Annotated in this window: 27 protein-coding genes; 2 read left to right on the forward strand and 25 right to left on the reverse strand. The window is 35.5% G+C overall.

The genetic code is table 11. The features are described 5' to 3' along the window. Positions 1–114 precede the first annotated feature (114 nt). The 17 genes from HNQ94_RS18585 to HNQ94_RS18665 all read right to left on the reverse strand — a co-directional run bounded on the left by HNQ94_RS18585 (position 115) and on the right by HNQ94_RS18665 (position 15,220). Positions 115–558 (reverse strand): helix-turn-helix transcriptional regulator, encoded by a 444-nt coding sequence (locus tag HNQ94_RS18585; RefSeq protein ID WP_174497749.1) that lies wholly within the window; start codon positions 556–558, stop codon positions 115–117. 159 nt (positions 559–717) lie between these two features. After that, complete coding sequence (locus HNQ94_RS18590; RefSeq protein WP_174497750.1) at positions 718–1,923, reverse strand: GerMN domain-containing protein; 1,206 nt, start codon at positions 1,921–1,923, stop codon at positions 718–720. Continuing rightward, on the reverse strand, positions 1,910–2,449 hold the full coding sequence (gene sigX, locus HNQ94_RS18595) for an RNA polymerase sigma factor SigX (protein WP_174497751.1): 540 nt from the start codon (positions 2,447–2,449) through the stop codon (positions 1,910–1,912). Before sigX ends, HNQ94_RS18590 begins: the two co-directional genes overlap by 14 nt. 198 nt (positions 2,450–2,647) lie before the next feature. Beyond that, a complete protein-coding gene (locus tag HNQ94_RS18600; protein ID WP_174497752.1) occupies positions 2,648–4,405 on the reverse strand; it encodes an ATP-binding protein in 1,758 nt (585 codons plus the stop codon). Then, entirely contained in the window at positions 4,405–5,121 is a 717-nt protein-coding gene (locus HNQ94_RS18605; RefSeq protein ID WP_174497753.1) for a response regulator transcription factor, read from the reverse strand. Before HNQ94_RS18605 ends, HNQ94_RS18600 begins: the two co-directional genes overlap by 1 nt. 50 nt (positions 5,122–5,171) lie before the next feature. Then, positions 5,172–6,362 carry a c-type cytochrome biogenesis protein CcsB gene (gene ccsB, locus HNQ94_RS18610; RefSeq protein WP_174497754.1) on the reverse strand — a complete coding sequence of 397 codons (1,191 nt, stop codon included), beginning with the start codon at positions 6,360–6,362 and terminating at the stop codon, positions 5,172–5,174. A gap of 29 nt (positions 6,363–6,391) precedes the next feature. Next, a complete protein-coding gene (gene resB / locus HNQ94_RS18615) occupies positions 6,392–8,026 on the reverse strand; it encodes a cytochrome c biogenesis protein ResB (protein ID WP_174497755.1) in 1,635 nt (544 codons plus the stop codon). Between the two features lie 25 nt (positions 8,027–8,051). After that, the gene (gene resA / locus HNQ94_RS18620) at positions 8,052–8,594 is read right to left on the reverse strand and encodes a thiol-disulfide oxidoreductase ResA (RefSeq protein WP_174497756.1); all 543 of its coding nucleotides are present in this window, start codon (positions 8,592–8,594) and stop codon (positions 8,052–8,054) included. 54 nt (positions 8,595–8,648) lie between these two features. Continuing rightward, positions 8,649–9,389, reverse strand: coding sequence for a pseudouridine synthase (locus HNQ94_RS18625; protein WP_174497757.1), 741 nt, complete (start codon positions 9,387–9,389; stop codon positions 8,649–8,651). Positions 9,390–9,516: 127 nt separating this feature from the next. After that, positions 9,517–10,050, reverse strand: a complete 534-nt coding sequence (locus HNQ94_RS18630) for a spore maturation protein (protein WP_174497758.1) — start codon at positions 10,048–10,050, stop codon at positions 9,517–9,519. Then, positions 10,047–10,640, reverse strand: a complete 594-nt coding sequence (locus HNQ94_RS18635; protein WP_174497759.1) for a nucleoside recognition domain-containing protein — start codon at positions 10,638–10,640, stop codon at positions 10,047–10,049. The genes HNQ94_RS18630 and HNQ94_RS18635 overlap by 4 nt, the downstream gene beginning before the upstream one ends. Continuing rightward, positions 10,640–11,722 carry a D-alanyl-D-alanine carboxypeptidase family protein gene (locus tag HNQ94_RS18640; RefSeq protein ID WP_174497800.1) on the reverse strand — a complete coding sequence of 361 codons (1,083 nt, stop codon included), beginning with the start codon at positions 11,720–11,722 and terminating at the stop codon, positions 10,640–10,642. The genes HNQ94_RS18635 and HNQ94_RS18640 overlap by 1 nt, the downstream gene beginning before the upstream one ends. Positions 11,723–11,908: 186 nt before the next feature. After that, positions 11,909–12,781, reverse strand: coding sequence for a superoxide dismutase (locus tag HNQ94_RS18645; protein WP_174497760.1), 873 nt, complete (start codon positions 12,779–12,781; stop codon positions 11,909–11,911). 64 nt (positions 12,782–12,845) lie between these two features. Continuing rightward, on the reverse strand, positions 12,846–13,358 hold the full coding sequence (locus tag HNQ94_RS18650; protein WP_174497761.1) for a DUF3907 family protein: 513 nt from the start codon (positions 13,356–13,358) through the stop codon (positions 12,846–12,848). 48 nt (positions 13,359–13,406) lie between these two features. Continuing rightward, a complete protein-coding gene (locus tag HNQ94_RS18655) occupies positions 13,407–13,802 on the reverse strand; it encodes a hypothetical protein (RefSeq protein WP_174497762.1) in 396 nt (131 codons plus the stop codon). Between the two features lie 106 nt (positions 13,803–13,908). Then, positions 13,909–14,475, reverse strand: coding sequence for an SMC-Scp complex subunit ScpB (gene scpB, locus HNQ94_RS18660; RefSeq protein ID WP_174497763.1), 567 nt, complete (start codon positions 14,473–14,475; stop codon positions 13,909–13,911). Between the two features lies 1 nt (position 14,476). Beyond that, a complete protein-coding gene (locus HNQ94_RS18665; protein WP_174497764.1) occupies positions 14,477–15,220 on the reverse strand; it encodes a segregation/condensation protein A in 744 nt (247 codons plus the stop codon). 142 nt (positions 15,221–15,362) lie between these two features. Here HNQ94_RS18665 and HNQ94_RS18670 point away from each other — a divergent pair, with 142 nt between their 5' ends. Next, entirely contained in the window at positions 15,363–15,464 is a 102-nt protein-coding gene (locus HNQ94_RS18670; protein WP_174497765.1) for a YjcZ family sporulation protein, read from the forward strand. Positions 15,465–15,615: 151 nt separating this feature from the next. Continuing rightward, positions 15,616–16,086: a DUF309 domain-containing protein gene (locus tag HNQ94_RS18675; protein WP_174497766.1), complete on the forward strand. Its 471-nt coding sequence runs from the start codon at positions 15,616–15,618 to the stop codon at positions 16,084–16,086. A gap of 52 nt (positions 16,087–16,138) precedes the next feature. Here HNQ94_RS18675 and HNQ94_RS18680 read toward each other — a convergent pair whose 3' ends face one another. The 8 genes from HNQ94_RS18680 to spoVAC form a co-directional block, all read right to left on the reverse strand. Beyond that, complete coding sequence (locus HNQ94_RS18680; protein WP_174497767.1) at positions 16,139–16,486, reverse strand: GNAT family N-acetyltransferase; 348 nt, start codon at positions 16,484–16,486, stop codon at positions 16,139–16,141. A 357-nt stretch (positions 16,487–16,843) separates the two neighbouring features. Beyond that, the gene (locus HNQ94_RS18685; RefSeq protein ID WP_174497768.1) at positions 16,844–17,299 is read right to left on the reverse strand and encodes a site-2 protease family protein; all 456 of its coding nucleotides are present in this window, start codon (positions 17,297–17,299) and stop codon (positions 16,844–16,846) included. 132 nt (positions 17,300–17,431) lie between these two features. Continuing rightward, positions 17,432–17,872, reverse strand: a complete 441-nt coding sequence (locus tag HNQ94_RS18690; protein WP_174497769.1) for a peptidylprolyl isomerase — start codon at positions 17,870–17,872, stop codon at positions 17,432–17,434. 311 nt (positions 17,873–18,183) lie between these two features. After that, positions 18,184–19,485 carry a diaminopimelate decarboxylase gene (gene lysA, locus HNQ94_RS18695; protein WP_174497770.1) on the reverse strand — a complete coding sequence of 434 codons (1,302 nt, stop codon included), beginning with the start codon at positions 19,483–19,485 and terminating at the stop codon, positions 18,184–18,186. Positions 19,486–19,632: 147 nt separating this feature from the next. Continuing rightward, a complete protein-coding gene (locus tag HNQ94_RS18700; RefSeq protein WP_174497771.1) occupies positions 19,633–21,105 on the reverse strand; it encodes a spore germination protein in 1,473 nt (490 codons plus the stop codon). 28 nt (positions 21,106–21,133) lie between these two features. After that, the gene (gene spoVAE, locus HNQ94_RS18705) at positions 21,134–21,484 is read right to left on the reverse strand and encodes a stage V sporulation protein AE (RefSeq protein WP_174497772.1); all 351 of its coding nucleotides are present in this window, start codon (positions 21,482–21,484) and stop codon (positions 21,134–21,136) included. Continuing rightward, the gene (gene spoVAD / locus HNQ94_RS18710; RefSeq protein ID WP_174497773.1) at positions 21,481–22,509 is read right to left on the reverse strand and encodes a stage V sporulation protein AD; all 1,029 of its coding nucleotides are present in this window, start codon (positions 22,507–22,509) and stop codon (positions 21,481–21,483) included. Before spoVAD ends, spoVAE begins: the two co-directional genes overlap by 4 nt. A 17-nt stretch (positions 22,510–22,526) precedes the next feature. Then, positions 22,527–22,976, reverse strand: a complete 450-nt coding sequence (spoVAC, locus tag HNQ94_RS18715; protein ID WP_174497774.1) for a stage V sporulation protein AC — start codon at positions 22,974–22,976, stop codon at positions 22,527–22,529. Positions 22,977–22,985 lie beyond the last annotated feature (9 nt).

The raw sequence follows: 22,985 nt of genomic DNA on the forward strand, positions 1-22,985 counted from the left end.
GATAGTCCTCCGGCCATTTTTATTAATTATATTGAAACACAAAAACCCGGAAAGGGCACTTTTTATCAGTGTCCGCTTTCCGGGTTACAGTTCAAAACAAGGGCCTCCTTTTTTTTATGCAAGACTATCAAATGCATCCATAGCAATATCTTTATGTATCGTGCTCAAAATTCTTATATTTTGTTGGTTAACAATACGGAAATGATTACTTAATTTGTGTTGTTGCAGAATAAAATTATCTTTAACATCAACATTTATCCAAATATCTTTATTGATAGGAATGTGTATTTTTCCTAAAACTTTCTCATGAGCAATTGTCTCTATTACTTCCACAATATCTTCCCCTAAATAGTGCCGTAGAATTTCACTGTCTCTAAATAATACAGCAATTGCTACAACTGTCGTCCAATTAGCATTTGCTCTTCCTTTTTCTATTTGAACAAGTGTTTTTTTAGAAACGCCGAGAACAAAGGCCATGTCATCCTGTGTATAGCCAGATTCCACACGTAATAATTTTAGTTTAGCTGAAATGTGTGTGATTAGTGTGTGTCGATCCATATAACCACCAACCCTCTACTTAATTAATATTATTTTATCATGAATATGTTGTATAACCTATCATTTGCTTATGGATTCCTAGGTTCGTTTCCTGATTAGGAACAGTTATGTTGGTAATCACGATATAAAAAACTGGCATGGATATCCATGCCAGCTTTGTTAATTAACGTAAGTTATATCATTCACTGTATCAGGTACCTTAATTTTTTCTAATAAATGATACGGACCTATTTGAGCGTCATCACCATTTAAGAATTGCACGTATTGGTAACCATAAGACTTTATTGTCATTAAAATAGCATCAATCATATAGGTTAATTCTTGTGAATTATAAACGTTTGTCGATTCTGCAAAGGTAATATGAACACCTTCATTTCCAATTGTTTGAATGTCTTCAATTACCACTTCTTTTGGAATAGAAGGACGTAATAACTGTTCATTATCTTGCAACACCTGTAAATTCCAAATGGCTTCTTCCACATTTGTTTCCTCTACAGGAACTGGAACTAACCATATAGGTGTCTCTTCATTTTTTTGATACAATTTATAGCTATAATTAGACCCTGTTGCAGGAATTGGATCAATGTCGACACTGCCTATATGCGAAAAGTTAACTTTTGTATTGTTTGTTTGATTAAAGTCTATCGTTTCATATCCTAGTGGTCTAAACGTATTATGAAGCGCATCTATTAATGCACTTTCCCTAGAAGACCCTGCAACTTCAATAAAAGTATCCCCTACTGTTACCACAACTTGTTTATGGTCAGGTAATAAGCTAAAAGATATATTGTCATACAAGGTTGCATCTATTCCCCAATGCTCTGGATGGATATAATCATGAACATTATTCAAAATATGTTCTATATCATCTGGATTTGAGTAAGGAAAAGCTAAAGGAATAAGATACTCTATATTACTTTTATCCGTTACATACAAAGTAAAGTAATCGAGTTGTGAATTTTCTTTATAAACAGCCCTGGATGAATGCATGGAAGATTCTTCAACTGTAGCAATTCCATGTTCTTCTGTATTTTCAGGTGGAAGAAGTTCTGCTTCTTCACTTGTAAGTCCTGACATACTTTCAGGCTGGCCTGTGTCAAGCGCACTATCACTCATTAGTTCATAGTTATCATTTGGTGACGAAAAAGGCCCTACTATGAACATAAAGATGATCGCAGCAACAGCTGTTGCCATTGATGGAATAATCCAACCAATCCTTCTCTCTTTTTTAACACTTTTTTCATTAGAGAGCTGCAAAGAAATTTTATGAAATAAATCATCGGCATCCTGATGATCCTCAACTTGGGGCATTTGTTTCAATAATGATTTTATTTTTTCATCATTGTAATTTTTATTTTGCTTCACTTTCCATGCCCTCCCCGTTTTCTAGCATGAAGTCTTTTAATGCTTTCATTGCTCTATGTTGCGTGGTTTTCACCTTACTAACACTCCAATCTAATATATCTGCCGTTTCCTGTATGGATAAAGATTGGATATACCGCAATATAAGGACAGATTGTTGATCAATTGTACATTTATTGAGGCAGTTATACATATGCTTTACATCTTCATTTTGTATCGTGATTTCATCTGGAAGTTTTCCTTCATCACGAAACATATCTCCATTTTCTTGCCAATCAAATGAATCCGCTATTCTTTTACGTTTTCTTTTTTGTTTGCGAAAATGGTCAATTGCAACATGTCTTGCGATGGAAAATAACCACGTTTTTTCCGTGCTTTCTCCCTTAAATTTATCATATGATTTCAAGACTTTTACATATACTTCCTGAACGAGATCTTCGGCCAAGGAACGATCTTTAACCATATAAAACAAAAACTGAAAAACATCATGATGATATTTATGATAGAGTTCTTGAAAGACTTCTTTCATCTGAGAGCCTCCCGTTCTTTATATTTGTCGTTTAGTCCTTAAAAAGGTTACAATATACGAATTGATTTTCTAAACCATATTCTATCATACATTTAATGAAAAAAACCTTTGTCATTTTTAAGATGACAAAGGTTTTATACTAAAATATTTAATTTTTCATATGAAACAATAAAAAACTCCACAATACTCTATATTACTCTATATTTTGATACTTTTTGGCAAATGAAACACAAAGGTTGTCCCTTCATTTTTCTTACTATGCACTTCAATTGTACCTTTATGGGCATGAACAATATTTTTAGCTATAGCCAAACCTAACCCTGTTCCTGAGCCACCAGTTCTTTTTGCTCTTGATTTGTCGGCTTTATAAAAACGTTCAAACACAAATGGCAAATCGTCCTCTTCAATTCCTGACCCAGAATCCTTTACATGGAAGTTAATCATATCATTTGTCTCTTCCACTAATAAGGTGACTGTACCGCCTTCTGAAGTATGTCGAATCGCATTATCAATTAAATTCGTTAACACTTGTTCTATGCGGTCTGGGTCAAAGCTTGCAATGTCCTCTTCAAAATGAAAGTCATATTTTAACGTGATACCTCTTTCATTGGCAACACCATAAAATTTCTTTACAATTTTTTTCAAATAAGGCTCTAACTCAACATCCATAACATGAAGTTGAATATGCCCTGCTTCCATTCTCGCTAGATCAAGTAGTTCATTAACTAGTCTCCCCATGCGTAGGGATTCATCATAAATAATACTTGCAAGCTCATTTTTTTCTTCTTTGGTTTCTGCTATATCATCAACAATTGCTTCGCTGTATCCTTGTAACATGGAAATTGGGGTACGCAACTCATGTGATACGTTTGCAATAAAATCTTTTCTAAGCTTGTCCATTTGTCTTTCTTCCGTCATGTCCCGGATGACCGCAACTGCTCCCCTAACGTATGATTGATCATATAGCGGAGACATAATCACCACATAGTTTCTACCTTGATGACTTAATTCCTTCATTACTTCTTGTTCTTCTGTAATAGCTTGTTTTAACGTTTCTTTTAATTCTTCTGGTAGAACTAGCTTTTCATCGGTTACTTCAAAGTGTAGAAATTGTAAAAAACGCTCAGCAGGAGGATTCGTAACGAGTATTTCACCATTCCTATTTAAAGTAATAACTCCATCCGCCATGGAAAGCAAAATACTAGTAAGCTGTTCCTTCTCTTGGTTTAATGCATGAATATGGAACTTTAATTGCCTTCCCATTCGATTAAACGCAATTGCTAATTCTCCAATTTCATCATGGGTCAGTATTGGTACCTTTGTATGAAACTCTCCTTTTGCTAATTCTAGTGCCGCTTTCCTCATTTTAATCAAAGGTGAAGTGATCCTAGTAGATAAAAAGAACGCAAAAAAGGTTGTTAATACAATAGCAATACCTGCAGCTAAAATAATTAATTTTGTCGTTTCAGAAGTTGTTTCTTTTACAATATCTAAAGATTGGTAGACAAACACAGCACCTAGCTGATCTGCAAGTGGTTGTCCCACAATTAGTATATCGTTGTTTGTATTAGGCAGTTCTGTCTTTTTCTTAATCGTTCCTTCATGCTTCAATACACCAGATAAGTCAACATCGGAATAAAACCATTCCAGTTCTATTTTTGCAAGCTCGGTATCCTCACTTTTAGAGATCCAATAATCTTCCTCATCAAATACAATGACGACTCGACTTGAAGGATCCATTACTTGTTCGATTGTATGGGTTAACAGGTGCCGTTCTTCATATTCTTCTACGAGATATTTTACTTTACTAGCAGTTTGCATTAAATCTGCCTCTGCCTCTTGTTCATGAAAATTCTCAAAGAATTGCAATAATAATATTGTAAGAGTAAGTAAAACAAAGGTGAAAAAGAGCAAGATAGTAAACCATAGTTTTACTACAACACTTCTCCAAAACATTACTCTTTCCCAACCTCAAACTTGTATCCCACACCCCAAACCGTAACGATCATTTTGGCAGCATCCTTTGATACTTTTGTTAGCTTTTCACGTAATCTTTTCACGTGAGTATCTACTGTTCTTAAATCACCAAAGAACTCATAGTTCCACACCTCTTTTAATAACTCTTCACGTGCAAATACTTTATCTGGTGATTTGGCTAGGAAATGTAACAGTTCATATTCCTTCGGTGTTAAGCTTACGACTTTATCATCGGCCAATACGCGATGCGCTTCCTTATCGATTGATAAGTGAGGAAACACTAGAACGTCACTAGCTTTCGTCGATGTTTGTAAAAATTTAGTTGAAGATGAACGTCTTAACAATGCCTTAATACGTAATACAACTTCTCTAGGGCTAAAAGGTTTAACAATATAGTCATCCGCACCTACTTCAAATCCTTGTACTCGATTTGATTCTTCCCCTTTAGCAGTAAGCATAATTACCGGGGTAGCTTTTTGTTCACGAAGCTTCGTACAAACCTCTTCTCCATCCATTCCTGGCATCATCAAATCAAGCAATATTAGATCATAATCCTCATCTAACGCCTTTTGTAAGGCAGTAATACCATCTTCCGCTTCATCAATGTCAAAATTCTCGCGTACTAAATACATTTTTAAGAGTCTACGAATTCTTTCTTCATCATCTACAACTAATATTCTTGCTTCCTTTTCCATAGAGAAACCCCCTTTATACTATTAACCCTAACCTACAAAATGTGATTGTTTTAAGCATAAGAATGTAGCCCAACTAGTACAAGATTTACTACAATTAAGTTGAACATTATAATCGCAAAACCTATTACCGCAAGCCAAGCCGATTTCTCGCCATGCCAACCTCTCGATAAACGCAAATGTAAAAAGCCTGCATAAAACAAAAAGGTAATAAGTGCCCAAACTTCTTTCGGATCCCATCCCCAAAAGCGATCCCAGGCTTCTTGTGCCCATATAGCTGCAAAAATTAATCCTCCTAGTGTAAAGACTGGGAAACCGATAGCTACAGCCCGGTAAGTAACCTCGTCTACTACATCAGGATTTACCTTTTCTAATAATGGCTGAATAGCTGCCCCGATTCGTTTTCGTAAGATTAATCTTGCTAGTCCATATAATGCAAGTCCACCTAGTAATGACCAAAGTAGAGTGTTGAATTTTCTTCCAGCATCTACACCTTGCATCCAACCAGGTGTTTCAAACAATGGGTTCATTCTATCCGGTGTTGTCATGATCATATCATTTGGTGACGTAATTGGAGGCAAGTGATATTCTGTTGTGTATGTTTGCCCTGCTTCTGTTTTTTCAAATACAACTTGGTAGTCCATTGCTCTAAATGTACTCGTAAGAATAATAAACGCGATAACACATAATAAAGAATACATAACAAACTCTAACCAAAATGTTTTTTTACTTTTCACAGATTGATCAATTTGACGAATTAAGTAGATTAAACCCGCTACGAAACTAACTGCTAAGATAGCCTCTCCTAACGAAACGGTTGTTACATGTATATATAACCAGTGCGATTTTAAAGATGGAACCAAAGGAGACAGCTCTCTTGGGAACATACTTGCATAACCGATAATGAGTAAAGCAACTGGCAGCGTGAATACGCCTAAAATAGTAATTCTGTAAATAAAGTAAATAATGATAAAAGCAAATACAAGCATCATTCCAAAGAACGTCGTGTATTCAAATAGATTACTTACAGGAGCATGTCCGCTAGCTATCCATCGAAAAACAAAATAACCAATTTGGGATATAAATCCGATAATGGTCAAGGATATCCCAATTGCTCCTGCTTTTGACTCTTTATGCTCTTTTCTTTTGTCTCGAATTGTTGCAGCAAAAAAGATAGTTGCAATTAAATAAATCATAAACGAAGCATATAAAAAGTTACTACTTATTGTATAAAAATCATTCATCTATAATCCTCCTTAGCCTAGGAACCTTATTACTCTAATTGTTGTTGATCTTTCGGCATTTCTATATTATTTTCTTCTAGCATTTTTTCTAGATCTTTTTTAATACCAAACCAGTTTTTGTTGGTATGTGCAGCTATCCAGACACCATCCTTAGTAGGATGTATCCAAATTCTACGATGGTACCAGTACATTCCTTGTACTACTCCAATCATAAAGATAATGGCACCTACTGCAAAATAAGGAAGTGTGTGATCTCTTTTGACTGTTAACCCCGTTACATCTCTCATATCCAAACCGGTTAGACTAAGTTTATATTTGTTGTCCTCTGATGGGTTTAAATTAGCTCCAATGGCAAGGAAGTTCACTTCATACTTTTCTATATCAGGGCCATACACGAAGAAAATGAAGGCAGGATCCCTAGGATATTTAGATTTAGACGCTGGGATTCCGTTTTCCATGTAAAATTCTGGATAGTATTCGTCCACTACTGCCTTGTATCCGTTCCCCAAGTCATACTCTGACTGAGGGTTTTGCATATCAAATGTAAACTCTCCAATTGCATTCTCTTCTGCATCGTCCTTTACATGTAATTTAAAGGACATCGATTGAAATTCATTCAATTGATAACTTGCTTGATATAAACTAATATCAATATCTTCTATTTTCAAAGGTTTATTGACTATAATTTCTCCAGACTTAACTTCTGTAAGTTCAGGGTCTTGTCCTGGAATTGTATCTCCATCTACTTTGTAAATAACCGCATTTGTTTGAAAGTTACTTGGAACCATTTCTCCATTTCTTTTAATAGCTTCCGCGAATCTTTCATCATTTTCGTCATATACTTCAAATATAAAGTCTTCATTTTTTATATAGTATTGTTGTTCGGTTTGCGGAATGACCTTAGTTTCGCCCTCCCGAACCCAAACATAATCCTCTACATACATAAAAGGTAACGAACGTAACATAGCAGCTAATAAAATAATTATAAGTCCGATATGGTTTACATAAGGACCCCATCTTGAAAATCTACCTTTTTCAGCAAGATAGTGACCATTATCTTCTGTAACTTTATAGTTTTTTTTCTTCAGTTGCTCTACTAATTTTTGTATATCTTCACTTGTAGCATTTTTCGTTTCTCCAAACAGGCGCTGTCTTTGGATAAACACATCGTGACGTTTTGCTCTTTGTTTTTTCAATGCACGATACAATGGTACAACCCTATCAATACTACAAATAACTAGTGATACACCGATTGAAGCAACTAAAATCATGTACCACCAGGAACTAAATAAATTATGAAAGCCTAATTGGTAGTATATTTGACCAAATAGACCGTAGGAATCTTTATAATGTTCCGCAGGATTCACACCAGGTGGTATGTACATTTCTTGTGGAAATATCGTACCAACAGCAGATGCAATTAATGTTAAAATAATTAACCAAACACCAACTTTAACTGATGAGAAGAAATTCCAAATTTTATCTACTATTGATTTATTATATGTTTTGGAACGTCTTGCACTACCTTCATATCTCATGTTTAATAGTTTTTTATTTTCATTGCCATCAATATGCTGATTTTGTTCGATTGGCTTACCACATGCTTCACAGAGAACCGTACCCTCTGGATTAACATGTCCGCATTCACACTTAATACGTTGCATGCAAAAACACTCATTTCTATATATTTTAACTATCCGGAACGATTTCGTTTAAGTAACTTTCCAGGTTAGACAGTGTTAAAGGCCCCTCCACAATTCTCGCAATTGTTCCATCAGGATGAATAAAGTAAGTAGTTGGAATAGGAACAATGTTGTAGGCATCCATAACTTCTCCTCTTTTATCATGAACGATAGGAAATGTTAAATTATTTTTTTTCATAAAATTTTCAATTACTAATGTAGTGGAGTCTAAGCTTACAGCTAATATTTCGACTCCTTTTTCTTTAAATTTTGGATATAGTTGTTCCATATAAGGCATTTCGTCTTTACATGGTTCACAATAAGTAGCCCAGAAGTTAAGCATAACACCTTTTCCTTTGAAATCATCATGCAAATTAAAAGTATTATTTGCACCTATTTGTGCTAATTCAAAGTTTTTTGCTAGTTGCCCTTCTTCTAATACCTCGTTATCGTTATTTAAATTGGTAACAAGGGCAAAAACAACTGCACCAAGTAATATAAGTAAAACGATTGTTCTAAAAATTAATCGTTTTTGTTTCTTATTTGCCATTCATACCACTCCCTCGTTCATTATACCACTTGGCTTTGCGTTTAAATTTGAAAATTATTCAACAATTTTTTGAGCAAGTAATTTTAATTGTTTTACTTCATGTGGAGAAAGAATTCTGTGTTCCCCAGCATTCAACCCATGCAAATGTAAAAAACCATATCTTTCTCTTTTTAATTTTTCAACTGGATATCCAAGTGATTCCATCATTCTTCTAATTTGACGGTTTTTCCCTTCATGCAATGTTATTTCAATAATAGCTTTGTTTTTCTTTCGATCAGTAGATAAAATACGCTGACGTACGGATTTCAACACTTCTCCGTTTTCTTTAATTCCTTTACGTAGTAACTTTAATTCTTCAGGAGTTGGAATGCCCTTTACTTTTACAACGTACACTTTATCTATTTGATGCTTAGGATGCATAAGCATTTGGGCGAACTCTCCGTCATTCGTTAGTAGTAATAGACCTGAAGTGTCATAATCTAAACGCCCAATAGGAAAAATGCGTTCTTTCACTTCCGGTAGTAAATCTGTTACCACTTTTCTGTTTCGCTCATCCTGTACACTTGAGATTACGCCTCTAGGCTTGTACAACAAAATGTAAATTGGTTCCTCGTTTTCTAGCGGAACACCATTTACTTCGATTTTGTCATCAGGTTTCACTTTTGTTCCTAATTCCTTGACGACTTTTCCGTTAACTGTTACCTTACCTTCTACTATTAATTCTTCTGCTTTACGTCTTGAAGTATAACCACTTTTTGCTATAGCCTTTTGTAATCGTTCAACATTTTGTTCCATTATTATTTCACCTGCCAACAAGATTTAGTTAATGATAAAGTGAGACTATTTGTAATGTTTACAAATTGTATCACTTTAAAAAAGGTCGTTCTATATGGTAAAAAGCGTTAACCAAAGTTAACGCTTTTTAAGAACCAAATACGTAAGTACAAACTATAATCGACGCTATTATACCAATAAGATCAGCTAACAGTCCAACTTTTAGTGCATCTCCCATTTTTCTTATTCCAACAGCACCAAAATAGACGGTTAAAATATATAATGTCGTATCCGTACTGCCTTGCATTGTGGAAGCCAAGTTCCCAATAAAACTATCTGGCCCGAATTCTTTTATTAAATCAGTCGTTACCGCTAATGCTGCTGTACCAGATACTGGTCTAACGACTGCTAAAGGAACAATATCAGCCGGTACTCCCAGTGTTTGCAAAACTGGAGCTAAAAATTCAACAAATCCCTCCATTGCTCCAGATGAGCGAAAAATGGCGATGGAAACCATCATACCTAACAAAAAAGGAAGGAGGGATATTGCCATTTGTACGCCTTCCTTTCCCCCTTCCACAAATGTTTCATATGTTGGAACTTTCTTAATGGTTCCCGCTAAAAGTACGAGCAAAATAATTAGAGGAATGATCCATGTACTAATAGTCGTTATGATACTCATTTTTCATTCCTCCATATTCTACGATAATAGAAGAGGCGATCAATACATAATGCTCCGATAGTCGATATCAGTGTTGCAATGATAGTAGTTCCTACAATCGCAGTCGGGGTAACGGAATCGTATTGCATGCGAATGGCGATAACGGTTGTAGGTATTAACGTTACGCTTGATGTATTTAAAGCTAAAAATGTAATCATGGATCGTGAAGCTTCCGTGGAGTTATTATTTAATTTTTTCATCTCGTTCATCGCTTTAATCCCCATCGGAGTAGCTGCGTTTCCTAGACCGAATAAATTAGCTGAAAAGTTAGATAATATATAGCCCATAGCTGGATGGTCAGGAGGTACTTCGGGAAAAATTCGTTTAAAAAGTGGTCTAAATAGCTTTGACAATCCCCTTAACAAGCCTGCTTCTTCAGCAATTTTCATCATCCCAATCCAAAAAACGAGAACACTAATTAATCCAATGGCTAACATAACAGCATCATCTGCACTATTGAAGATTGCCTCATTCACATCTTGCATTGTCCCATTAAACATGGCGTATATAATTCCTGTCGCTGCAAGAAATACCCATATTAGATTAACCATTATATAACCCCACTTATATGATGAAAGATCTGTTTGACCTTATCCATAAAGCTTTCTTTCTTCGGTGGTGCTGGCTCATGATAAATATTTCTTTCTGCTAAAACTTGACCATCTACTTGATACACTTGTTTCCCAATAATACTGTCTTTGATAAGTTGTAGATCCTCTTTTATGTAGATTTTATTTTCTACTTTTTTTAATTCTGATTTAGATAGAGGGAGAATGACTTCGTTCAAAATTTCTCCTGAAATGGTCTTTCCGTCAGGTAGTGGAATTTGGATTTCACCTTCTTTCTTAATCCGTTCTAAATCATAGGAATTGAATCCCCAGTTAAACAAGTTTGAATGATCATTCCAATCATCAGATGCGTTTAATGTAACAGCAATTAATTTCATGCCGTCTTTTTCAGCAGTTGTCACAAGTGTTCTTCCTGCTTTACGAGTAAACCCTGTTTTCCCACCAGTACAATATTTATAATAACGGGTTAAAAGTTTATTTTTATTTCTCCAAGGATACTGCACTGTTTCTGCCTTGTATTTTTCGGTTCCGAAGATTTTTACAAACGTTTTATTATTCATTGCATATCTCGTTAATAATGCCATATCATACGCTGTAGAATAATGCCCTTCTCCTTCTAACCCATGTGGATTAGAGAAGCTAGATTTTTCCATTCCAATCCAAGTTGCTTTTTCGTTCATAAGATGGGTAAAACCTTCCACACTTCCTCCAACATGTTCAGCAATAGCCACTGCTGAATCATTTCCAGAACGAAGCATGAGTCCATAGACAAGGTCCTTTAGCTTCATTTTATCCCCTGGTTTTAAATAAATAGACGAGCCTTCTGTTCGTGAAGCTCTATCACTAACAGTTACTTCTTCTTCTAATTTTCCAGATTCAATGGCTACAATAGCTGTCATAATTTTTGTAATACTAGCGATGCTTCTCTGTTCATGTCCACCTTTATCGTATAAAACTCGTCCAGACTCATATTCCATAAGGACTGCATTGTTTGCAGATACGCCTGGAGCAGCAGAAGCGTGTAAAGGGTACATCGTTAATAGTAGAGCTAGAACACAAGTCATAATGAGAATTGTCTTGACCGTTTTCACAAAGAATCCTCCATTTCCTATTTCCTGATGTTTGTACTAATTTTATGCATGGAGGACGGGCTTATGATAAAAGAGTTCCTAAAACTGTCGCTGTTATGAAATTTTTATACATACAAAAAGGACTAACAGTTATATTTGTTAGTCCACCCACTATTTTATCTATAACCAAGTTAATGTTTGTGCTCTGTTGAATCTATCATTTACGTTATCCCAATTTACAACATTCCACCAGTTTTCCACATATTTATTTCGATCTGTTTCATACTGCAAATAATATGCGTGCTCCCAAACATCTAAAACGAGCAAAGGAATGACATCCCATAAGGCATACATATTATGTTTTTCAACTGTCTGTACAGCCAGTCTACCTGATTGTAACTCCCAAACTAACATTGCCCAACCAGTTCCTTGAACAGACTGAGCAGCATTGGTAAATAGCTTTTTAAAGGCGTCAAAACTGGAGAAATCCTCTTTAATTTTACTCATTAATTGCCCTTTTGGAGTTCCACCACCATTCGGAGACATATTGTTCCAAAAAATCGTGTGAAGAAAGTGCCCACTTCCATTAAATGACTGTTCTCTCATCCAATGTCTTAACATTTGTTTGTTTTGAGATGCAGTCCACTTTTGAATCATTTTTTCAGCATTATTTAGTCCTTCTACATAGCTTTTGTGATGTTTATCATGATGCAGCCGCATAATTTCTTTAGAAATGTATGGTTCTAATGCATCATAAGCATATGGGAGGGGTGGTAATTGATGTTCTCCCACACCTATTCTCTTTGTATTTTTACCTTTTCGATTTGCAAGAATAGTTTGTAGAATTTGCTCTCCATCTTCTTTGACGCGATACATTTCTTCTTGAGTCAGCTCTTGTTTGTCATCTATCTTCGCTTGAATATCATTTTTCCAATTGTCTATTTCCCGCCAATAAGGAAGCTGAAATTCTCTATGGGAATGAGATAGTTTTTGTTGAACTTCATCTGCCCAGTTTATCAGCGCATGAAGATATTGTTCCGTGTGTACATTCATTCTTATCACCTCGGCTCATATTATGCCTAGGCAAATATAAATGTGAAAAAAAGCACCCTCTTCTTTATTTAGAAGAGGATGCTTCATTATTTTGCATAACCATTTTTGTTTGATAATCTGTTTCGTAATAGTCTAGCTCTTCCCGGACTTGTTGAAATTCTTTTTCTAAGCTCGTTAGCAAACGTTGAAAAGATTCAGGAGGCGTCTCATGAAAGCAGATTGAATTCTTCCCTGTGTATGCTGCACGGCTATCCTCATACCATATGTCATCTTTTGGTGAAAAGAATTCCAAAATACATTTGTGGTAAATTCGATACAATGTTTGTTCTGCAGCTGATTTACGAAATGGTTCTGACTTCACAATAATACTAACGGCATCAAGTGCATCAGAGCAAAATACCTCTAAACGTCTTAAAGATTTTAACAGTTTTTCATAATAATCTTCCTTCTTACTACCGTTCTCATCCAAGAGAATGTCAAGCGAATGACTGTTTAAGTAATCACTTAGTTCATTAACTGTATTACTAAGGAACTGTTTTACATCTTGCATTTGAAGCTCAACTACTGTATTACTCACGATTTTGTCCTCCTCAGTAAAAATAAATCAAAGTGGTGATTTATTCCTTTAGCTTTCACTTTTTAATTTAGGTGTTTTTTGTGATATTGTCATCGTTAATTTTTGTACTTTTTCCCAATCTGTTTGTTCAAATAAAGCTTCGAAATCTTCAAGATCGTGTACATATACTCTTTTTTGTTGTTTTAATTCAGGATTACTCACAAGGGCAGCTAGTGAAGCGATATCTTTGAAGAAAACCCCTTTCTCACCTATGTTAAAAATAGGATCTTCTATATAGGGTGAAAATGTTTCTATTTTTGTGTGAAAGTAATCTAAGTATACTAAATGAAATTCTTTTTCTTTACCTTCATCAAAATAGGCAACCTCTGACCTAACAAAAGAATCTTCTGGTGACGTCGGAACTGATTTTTCCAATTGATACCCTACGAAAGCTTTTACTTCCAAGCCCCCTCCTCCTATCATTCGTAATTTGCTTTTATATTATCATAATGACCACATGAATTGTTTTTTTACTAAGGTCAGTATGTATAAGCTTTTTTTCAATCAATTTTTACTTTTTTTCAAAAAACAAATCTGCTTCTTTTTCCAGTTGGTCGTCGATGAAATCTTCTGGTAAAGGTGGTAGTTCATCAATGGTAGTTAACCCGAAAAACGTTAAAAATTGTGTGCTTGTCGTAAAGAGAACCGGCCTTCCACTTGAATCTTTCCTACCAGCTTCCTGAATTAACGATCTTGACAACAACGTTTGCACTGGACCATCGCTATTAACCCCTCTAATATCCTCTATCTCCGTTCGGGTAATTGGTTGTTTATAAGCTATTATAGCTAACGTTTCTAGTGCTGCCTGTGAAAGACGGCTAGAAGCAGGAGATTGAACTAAACGCTCATAATATTCTGCGTGTTCTGGTTTTGTTGTTAAGTGAAAATAATCAGCAGACTGCATAATGGTTATACCCCGTTGCTCATGTTCATAATCATATTTTAATTCATCAATGATCATAGCAACCGTTGAAATATCTATTTCTAATATTTTGCTTAGCTGTTTATTACTTAACCCTTCTTCTCCTGATGCAAATAGCAATCCTTCTGTAACAGCTTTATACTTCTTTAATTCCATATTAATCCTCCATTTGATATATGACGATATCAGAGAAATTTTCTTTCTGGTCACAGGTAACTTTTTTGCTTTTCATTAGTTCCAAAATGGCAATGAACGTAACAACGATATGTGAGCGAACAGGATATGGAAACAATTCCTGAAACAGCACAACCCGATTTTTCGACTTGGCTATTTGGTCCATTATTTGATCCATTCTTTCCTGTATTGGAATTTCTTGTCGATGAATTCTTGTCTCCAAGGGTTGCTCCCATTTTTTTCTTTGGAAGAGCTTTTGAAGTGCCCCTAACATATCGAATATCGTTACTTCCCCGTTATTTTGAAAAGGAGACCTACTGTTTTCAAATTGTTCTAGGTTCGATCTAGGTCTCGTATAAATTTGATTTGTATCTAATTCTCTTTCTTTTAACCCTTGAGCAGCTTCTTTAAATTTACGATACTCAATTAATCGTCTCATTAATTCTTCTCTCGGGTCCTCTTCATACTCATCATCTTCCACATCAAGCTCAGGACTTGGAAGTAGCATATGACTTTTGATTGCCAATAATGTTGCAGCCATTACTAAATATTCACTAGCGATATCCAACTCCAGTTGTTGCATTGTTTGAATATAGGCCATATACTGCTCTGTTATTTGAGACATAGGAATATCATAAATGTCAATTTCGTATCGGTTTATTAAATGTAGTAACAGATCTAAAGGGCCTTCAAAAGCTTCAACTTTCACTCTATAAGCTTCTCCCATGACTTAATTCCTCTCTTAAACTAATAAATTTCATGAATCTCTTATATACGCCTATACAACGATTACATAACTTCATAGTATATTATCGTAAGAAGTTAAAAGGAAAAAAGATATCTCAACTTTTAAGAAGGAGGTCTTTTACATGGGTGCAGCTTACGGTTATGGCGGAGGTTTCGCGCTAATCGTTGTATTGTTTATTTTGCTAATTATTGTTGGAGCAACTTGGGGATATGGTGCATACTAAATTGCTCACCGGGCGCTAAGCATTATGCTTGGCGTCCTTTTATATGCAAAAATTCCCTTAACCATTTCCATTTTACGTATTTTCATTCATTATAATAATATACTTATATGTTACACTAAAGATTAAATTAATAAAATAAGGAGTTTAACGAATGTATGATTCTGCATACATAGATTATTTAGCTCATTTATTAGGAACTAGAGATTATTTTGAATGTCATGAAATTTTAGAAGAGCATTGGAAAAAGGAAATACCATTAGAAAGGGATTCTATTTGGGTGGCCTTTATTCAATTAGCCGTAGCATTATACCATCACCGGCGTGGGAACTACTTAGGTGGCATACGTTTAATAAAGAAAAGTCAAGATAAGTTTCATAAACATCGTGACCTTATAGAAGCAAATTTCGGACTACAAAGACAGTCATTATTTGAATTACTCGACGAAATACAAGAAAAAATAATTCAGCATAAACCTTATGAAAGTATTAACTTACCAATAAACGATGCCAAACTAAAAGCGCTCGTTCAAGAAAAGTGTAAAAAATGGGGATGCCAATTCGAATCCAAAAGCAACCTTAACGATGAATTTCTTATTCACAAACATAAACTACGGGAACGGTAATAATAAAAAGAGGTTGAATCATTAAATGATTCAACCTCTACTTATGCTGTGATTAGCTTTCGCATTTTTGAACAAAAGACTCTGTCTTTTCATTTGCGCAAATCACATACTCATTGCCATATAAATCTTTAACACCTTGAATCATTTTACGTCCTAATCCTTGATTTCGGTGAGAAGGATTTACTGAAACGTGTTGAATAACCGCTTTTTTTTCATCTTCCATTCTCACTCCTATGGACCCCAGAATGTCTTCTTCTTTCCATAAGAACAAATGCCAATTAGGATTTTCCTCATATTCTTTAATGGTTTGCTGTAAACGTTTAACATCTTTTTCATCAGGCATAAAAGATAGCAAACCCATAGCTATTTTTTCTAAACTTTTTTTATATCGTACTAACATTTCAATCCCTCATTATAATAACTATTTCATACCAGAAACCCTTAAGGGACTCTACTATGAAAAAAATTTTAATCGTCATTGTTACCATTATAGCCTAAAAATTACTTCCTATTTCATTTATTTTATGAGATATTGCATTTCTTTTGCCCATTTTGTGTTATTCAAGCATTTTAGGCAATATACGCCCAATAAATAAAACCCCAAATAAGACTTAATACGAAAAGAACAATAAATAAAATAATGTTTTTCTTTCTCACAACACTGCCCCCTATACCAGTTCCAACAATTTACCCTATCTTATTATAAATAGTTTAAAAGAGAATGCAAATATTTAAAGCGGTTATGTACTTATTATCTTTACTTGCGCAGGCGAATCATTTGAATAATTTCTTCTAAACAAACATATCCATCAGATTTCCTATGGCCTACTCGAAATGGAATTAAGTTGATGATAAATAGCCACACATTAAATAAAAAAAACAACATTATTAACTTAGTATGAACGAAACCCGAGAAAAAAAGAACTACGGAAACAACCCCACTAACTATCGGGCCGCCTAATGAAATAAAAACCTTTTCCCATGGGTTAAAAGTTACTTTTCTTTCACTAGATACTTGGCCTCCTAGAAAATAAAGCCCGTGTACAATTAATTGTACTTTTCTACTTCTTTTTACATAGATCCTTTTCCCTAAACCTATTGAAAAATTAATATGATCTGCCCTTAAAAACCAAGCTGAAACTGCATGTCCTATTTCATGAAGAATAATGGAAATAGGAGCAAACAAAAAAAGAAATACAACGAATATCTCCATATAATCTCCCTTAAATCTTATTCCTGTCTTTACTTTATCACAAAAATCTTCTATGTGTATAAACCATTGGTCATTAAGGAGTAAGGATTTATAAATTAAAAAGAGAGTCGTTAAACTCTCTTTTTTCAAAAATTATTCTGCATCAAAAACTTTTAATTCTTTCATTACATCGCCATTGGACATCTTTTTAGCCGCTTCAATTCCAGAAGTAACTTGTCCAAATACTGTGTGCACACCATCAAGATGTGGTTGTGGCTCATGAACAATGAAAAATTGACAAGAACCAGTATCTTTCCCAGCGTGAGCCATAGAGAGTGCTCCCTCTTTGTGGCGATGTGGATTTCCTTCTGTTTCACATTTAATCGTATAGCCAGCTGAACCAGTACCTGTTCCAGTTGGACATCCACCTTGGCTTACAAAGCCTGGAATGACACGATGGAAGTTAAGGCCGTCATAAAAACCTTCGTTTGCTAATTTTTCAAAATTACTAACTGTACCCGGTGCTTCATTAGGAAATAAATCAAATTCAATTTTATCTCCTGATTCCATTATGATATATCCTTTTTTGCTCATTCAGAAACACTCCTTTATATGTAAATCAGTTTTATCATATCTTTTTTTGCAAAAGAAATCAAAAAGTAATACAGTGCAAACATTCAATTAATTTGCTAATTATTAGTGTGAGCCTGCATTTTTCCATCCCGAACCTTCACTTTTACCGTTGAACCTGCAATTCTCATAAACGAACCTTCAATGAAACCAATCAAGCCTTTAATTACTTCTGTAAACCCTCTAAAAGATCATAATTTTGTGCTCTTTTTCTGATACTAGATTGTACATTAACGAAAAAGGGACTAGGGATAGCATACCCTAGTCCTCGATTCTTATCCTCTTTCATATGGTAAATCTAATCTAGTTAACTCATTATACTGCTCTCGTTTCACTACGAGTTGATCTTGTCCATCTTCTACAAATACAACAGCAGCTTTCGGGAAACGATTGTAATGATTTGCCATCGCATATCCGTATGCACCAGTTGAAAAGACTGCTAGAATGTCGCCTGACTCAACCTTAGGAACTTGTAAATCCCAAATCAACATATCTCCTGATTCACAGCATTTCCCAGCGATAGATACAGTTTCTTCAAGTGGTTCATTCACTTTATTCGCCACTACTGCAGCATATTTTGCATTGTATAGTGCTGGACGAATATTATCGGTCATTCCACCATCCACTGAAACGTATTTTCTTACTCCAGGGATTTCTTTGATGGAACCTATATTATATAAAGTAGTCCCAGCATCCCCTACAATCGCTCGTCCTGGTTCAATCCAGATTTCTGGAATTGGGATTTGCAATTGATTGGCCTGTTCCTTTACTTCTTCAACTAATGCTTCTACATAATGACCTAAAGGTCTAGGCTCATCCTCATCTGTATATTTTATCCCGAAGCCTCCACCTAAATTTAACACTTCAGGAATAAATCCGTGGTTTTTATTCCATTTACCGATTGCATCAAACAGTTTTTTGACTGCCATCACAAAACCAGTTGTTTCAAAAATTTGTGAGCCTATATGACAATGAATTCCTTCTACATGAAAATACTCATTAGTCATTAATCTCATTAAAGCTTGCTCCGCTTGACCATTTGATAGATCAAAACCAAACTTAGAATCTTCTTGTCCAGTAAGAATATAATCATGTGTATGGGCTTCAATCCCAGGTGTTACTCTTATTAGCACAGACATTTTATGATTGTATTTTTCTAGAAGATGTTCTAAAAGTTCAATTTCATAAAAATTATCAACTACAATACAGCCGATTTTGTTTTCAATGGCCATTTCAAGCTCTTCTATGCTCTTATTATTACCATGCATATGAATACGATCTGTCGGAAAGCCTGCTTGTAGTGCAGTGTGAAGTTCACCTTGCGAGACGACATCCAAGCTTAAACCTTCTTCTTTTACTACTTGAAGAATGGCAATGGAAGAAAAAGCTTTACTTGCATACGCCACTTGCGAGTTAACACCTAATCGTTGGAAAGTATGAACAAAAGCTTGGGCGTTTTCTCTGACTTTATTGATGTCATATATGAATAGTGGTGTTCCGTGCTTTTTTGCTAATTTCACCGTATCGATTCCACCAACATTTAAATTTTCTGCTACTTTTGTTATCCTCTCTGTCATTTTAACCCCATCCCTTACTCTTCTATGTTAGAAAACATTTTATTTACTAGCGTACAAAAAAGAAATGAGACAGTCGTTACTGCCTCATTACCTTTAATCGTTAAGATAATAAATAACTTTATCATATACTAACCCATCAATCAACGTTTAGCTAGGTGGTTGGCGATAGTTATTTTTAGGATGGGTAACGCTTAGACGTCGTTTCGTTAATGGCACAGAAACTCTAAATAATATTTGTATCATGCCCTTTAAATCAAACGGAATAAAGGGCCATAAATATGGCGTATTTAAGGATTTCATGCTAGCAAGGAGAAGTAACCATACAGTTAGGCCTGCCACTAACCCTTTTGCTCCAAAAATTGCTACTACAATGACCAGAAAAACTTTTGACATCTTATTAGCAACACTTAATTCATAACTTGGGGTTGCAAAGGAGCCGATTGCACTAAGTGCTACATATAAAATAACTTCAGGCATGAATAGACCAACTTGTATAGCAATTTCTCCAATTAATACAGCGGCAATTAAGCCCATGGCAGTCGATAATGGTGTCGGTGTATGAATCGCTGCCATCCGCATAAATTCAATCCCTATATCAGCTAATATAATTTGTAAAACGACAGGTATGTTCCCTTCTTCATTTGGACCAATAAATTCGAGGCCTTTCGGTAATAAAGAGGGATCCATGACAAAAGTTAACCACAATGGTAGTAGAAAGAGAGAGGCAAAAATTCCTAAAAACCTTGCCCAACGAACAAAGGTACCAACTGCAGGAGATTGTCGATATTCTTCGGCATGCTGAACATGATGGAAAAAAGTTGTTGGTGTAATAATCATACTTGGTGATGTATCGACCATCAACACGACATGACCTTCAAAAAGGTGTGCCGAAGCTACATCGGGCCTTTCCGTATAACGAACTTGTGGATAGGGGTTGTAGCCTTGTTTGACTAAAAATTCCTCGACTGTTTTTTCAGCCATTGATACTCCATCAATTTCTATGTTTTCTATTTCGTTTTTTATTAAGTCCACGAGCCCATCATCTGCTACATCCTTTAAGTACATAAGACAGACATCAGTTTTCGAGCGTTCCCCTACTTTCATAATTTCCACGCGAAGTCTTTCGTCCCTAATTCTTCTTCGGGTCAACGCTGTGTTTTCAATAATGTTCTCTGTGTAACCGTCTCTTGAACCTCTTACCACTTTTTCAGTATCGGGCTCTTTTGGACCTCTTCCAGGGTATTTCCGAACATCTACCACGAAAGCTTCGTCTAACCCATCAACAAAGATAACAATAAGACCGGATAAAAGTTGGTCAACGACCTCATCCATCCCTTTTACCCTAGTCACTTGCTGGTGAACTAAACGATTTTCTATAATTTCAGGAAGTTTTCTTTGATTTGATTCCACATCATTTATATCGACTAACATTTTCATTATTTCTACGATTACTGATGTGTCACATAAACCCGTCAAATAATAGATATCGATTTCCTTTTTTAATATAGTAAGTTTACGGTAACCTAGGTCAAAGGAAACGCCTATCCCTATATGTTCTTTCATATAATCTTGATTTTGTTTTATTTTTTCAGATACTTTTACCTTTTGCGAATTTTCCATGACCGAGTAACCTGCCTTTCCTTACAACTTAGCCCCTTGGCTTGAAAAATACGGCTACGAGAAATCCAAATAGAATGGCTGATGCGATACCTGCAGACGTTAATTGAAAAATACCGACTGCCACTCCAATAAATCCTTTATCATCAGCTTGTTCCATTGCCCCGTGTAAGAGGGAATGACCAAAGCTAGTAATCGGAACAGTAGCACCAGCACCAGCAAATTCAATCAATTTGTCGTATAAATCAAACCCGTCCAATACAGCACCCGCTACGACGAAAGAGGATAGGACGTGAGCAGGAGTTAGTTTCGCTACATCTAAGAGCAGTTGTCCAATTACACAAATGCCCCCACCAACTATAAATGCCCAAAGGTAAATCATGATTGATTCAACTCCTCTCGCATTAAAACAACTCCGTGCGCGATTGTTGGAATCGTCTCTTTTTGTTGAACCATAGTTGGACTCATTAAAGCTCCAGTGGCTACCACTAATACTTTATTTAAATTCCCTTTAAGGAGCTCTGAAAAAATATGACCGTATGTTACAACCGCCGAGCAAGCACAACCACTTCCGCCCGCAAATACTTGTTGATCACTGTTATAGACCATTAATCCACAGTCATTATGCACTTCATCAATATTAATTCCATCTTCCTTTAACATATCTTTCAAAATGGGACTTCCAACAGATGATAGATCCCCTGTTAAGATTAAGTCATAATCAGAAGGTGTTCTTCCAACATCACCTAAATGCGTTTTTATTGTGTCATAAGCAGCAGGTGCCATCGCAGTTCCTAAATCAAAAGGATCACCCATTTGATAGTCCATCACTTTTCCGATTGTGGCACTTTCTACCCTAATGTTTACTTGTTTGTTTGCTTTTTTCGAAACAAGTCCCGCACCTGCACCAGTTATAGTAGTCGTGGAAGATGCAGGTTTTTGCCCGCCATACTCAGTCGGATAACGAAATTGTCTTTCTGCAGTAGCATTATGACTGCTTGTAGCTGCAACAGCATTGTTAATAAAGCCCGCATCAACTAAAGCACTAGCTAGAGCTAAGGATTGCATAGAAGTTGAACATGCCCCAAAAATCCCAAAGAAAGGTATGGCTAATGTTTTAGCTGCATAATTAGAAGTGACGATTTGGTTGAGTAAATCCCCACTAATCATTAAATCGACTTGATCAGTCTGTAAATTATCTTTTTTTATACATGTTTGGATGGACTGTTCAAGCAATCTTCTTTCTGCTTTTTCCCAGTTATCCTCATTGCAATGCAAATCATCATACGTTATATCAAATGTATTTCCTAAAGGCCCTTGTGCTTCCCTAGGCCCAGCAACAGTAGCTGTTTCATTTAAGTACACTTTATTTTCATAAAACCACGTTTGTTTCCCTAGTTTACGCACGAACTTTACCCCCTACATCATTGCGTCAATAAATAACGTAATATACCGACTATATAAGCGGAAACTGTTCCGTATACAATGACAGATCCAGCTAATTTAAACATATTAGATCCTACACCGAGCACATATCCTTCACTCTTGTGTTCTAATGCTGCACTTGTTATTGCATTAGCAAAACCAGTTATCGGAACAGCTGAACCAGCTCCCGCAAACTGACCTAGCTTATCATAAATCCCAAAGCCAGTTAGTAAAGAAGCAATCAAAATTAACGTCGCTGCTGTCGGATTCGCCGCATCTTTTTGACTATAATCGAAAACGTTAATATAAAAATCCGTTAACCCTTGTCCAAAAACACATATTAAACCACCAACAACAAAGGCTTTCACACAATTCAGCAATAAGTTTGGTTTTGGTTGGTACGGTTTTACTGTTTGTTTATAGTTTTCAGAATCAAATTTTTTTCCCATTCCAATCAC

Origin of the sequence: Salirhabdus euzebyi (assembly GCF_014207435.1) — a bacterium.
Taxonomy (GTDB): domain Bacteria; phylum Bacillota; class Bacilli; order Bacillales; family Alkalibacillaceae; genus Salirhabdus; species Salirhabdus euzebyi.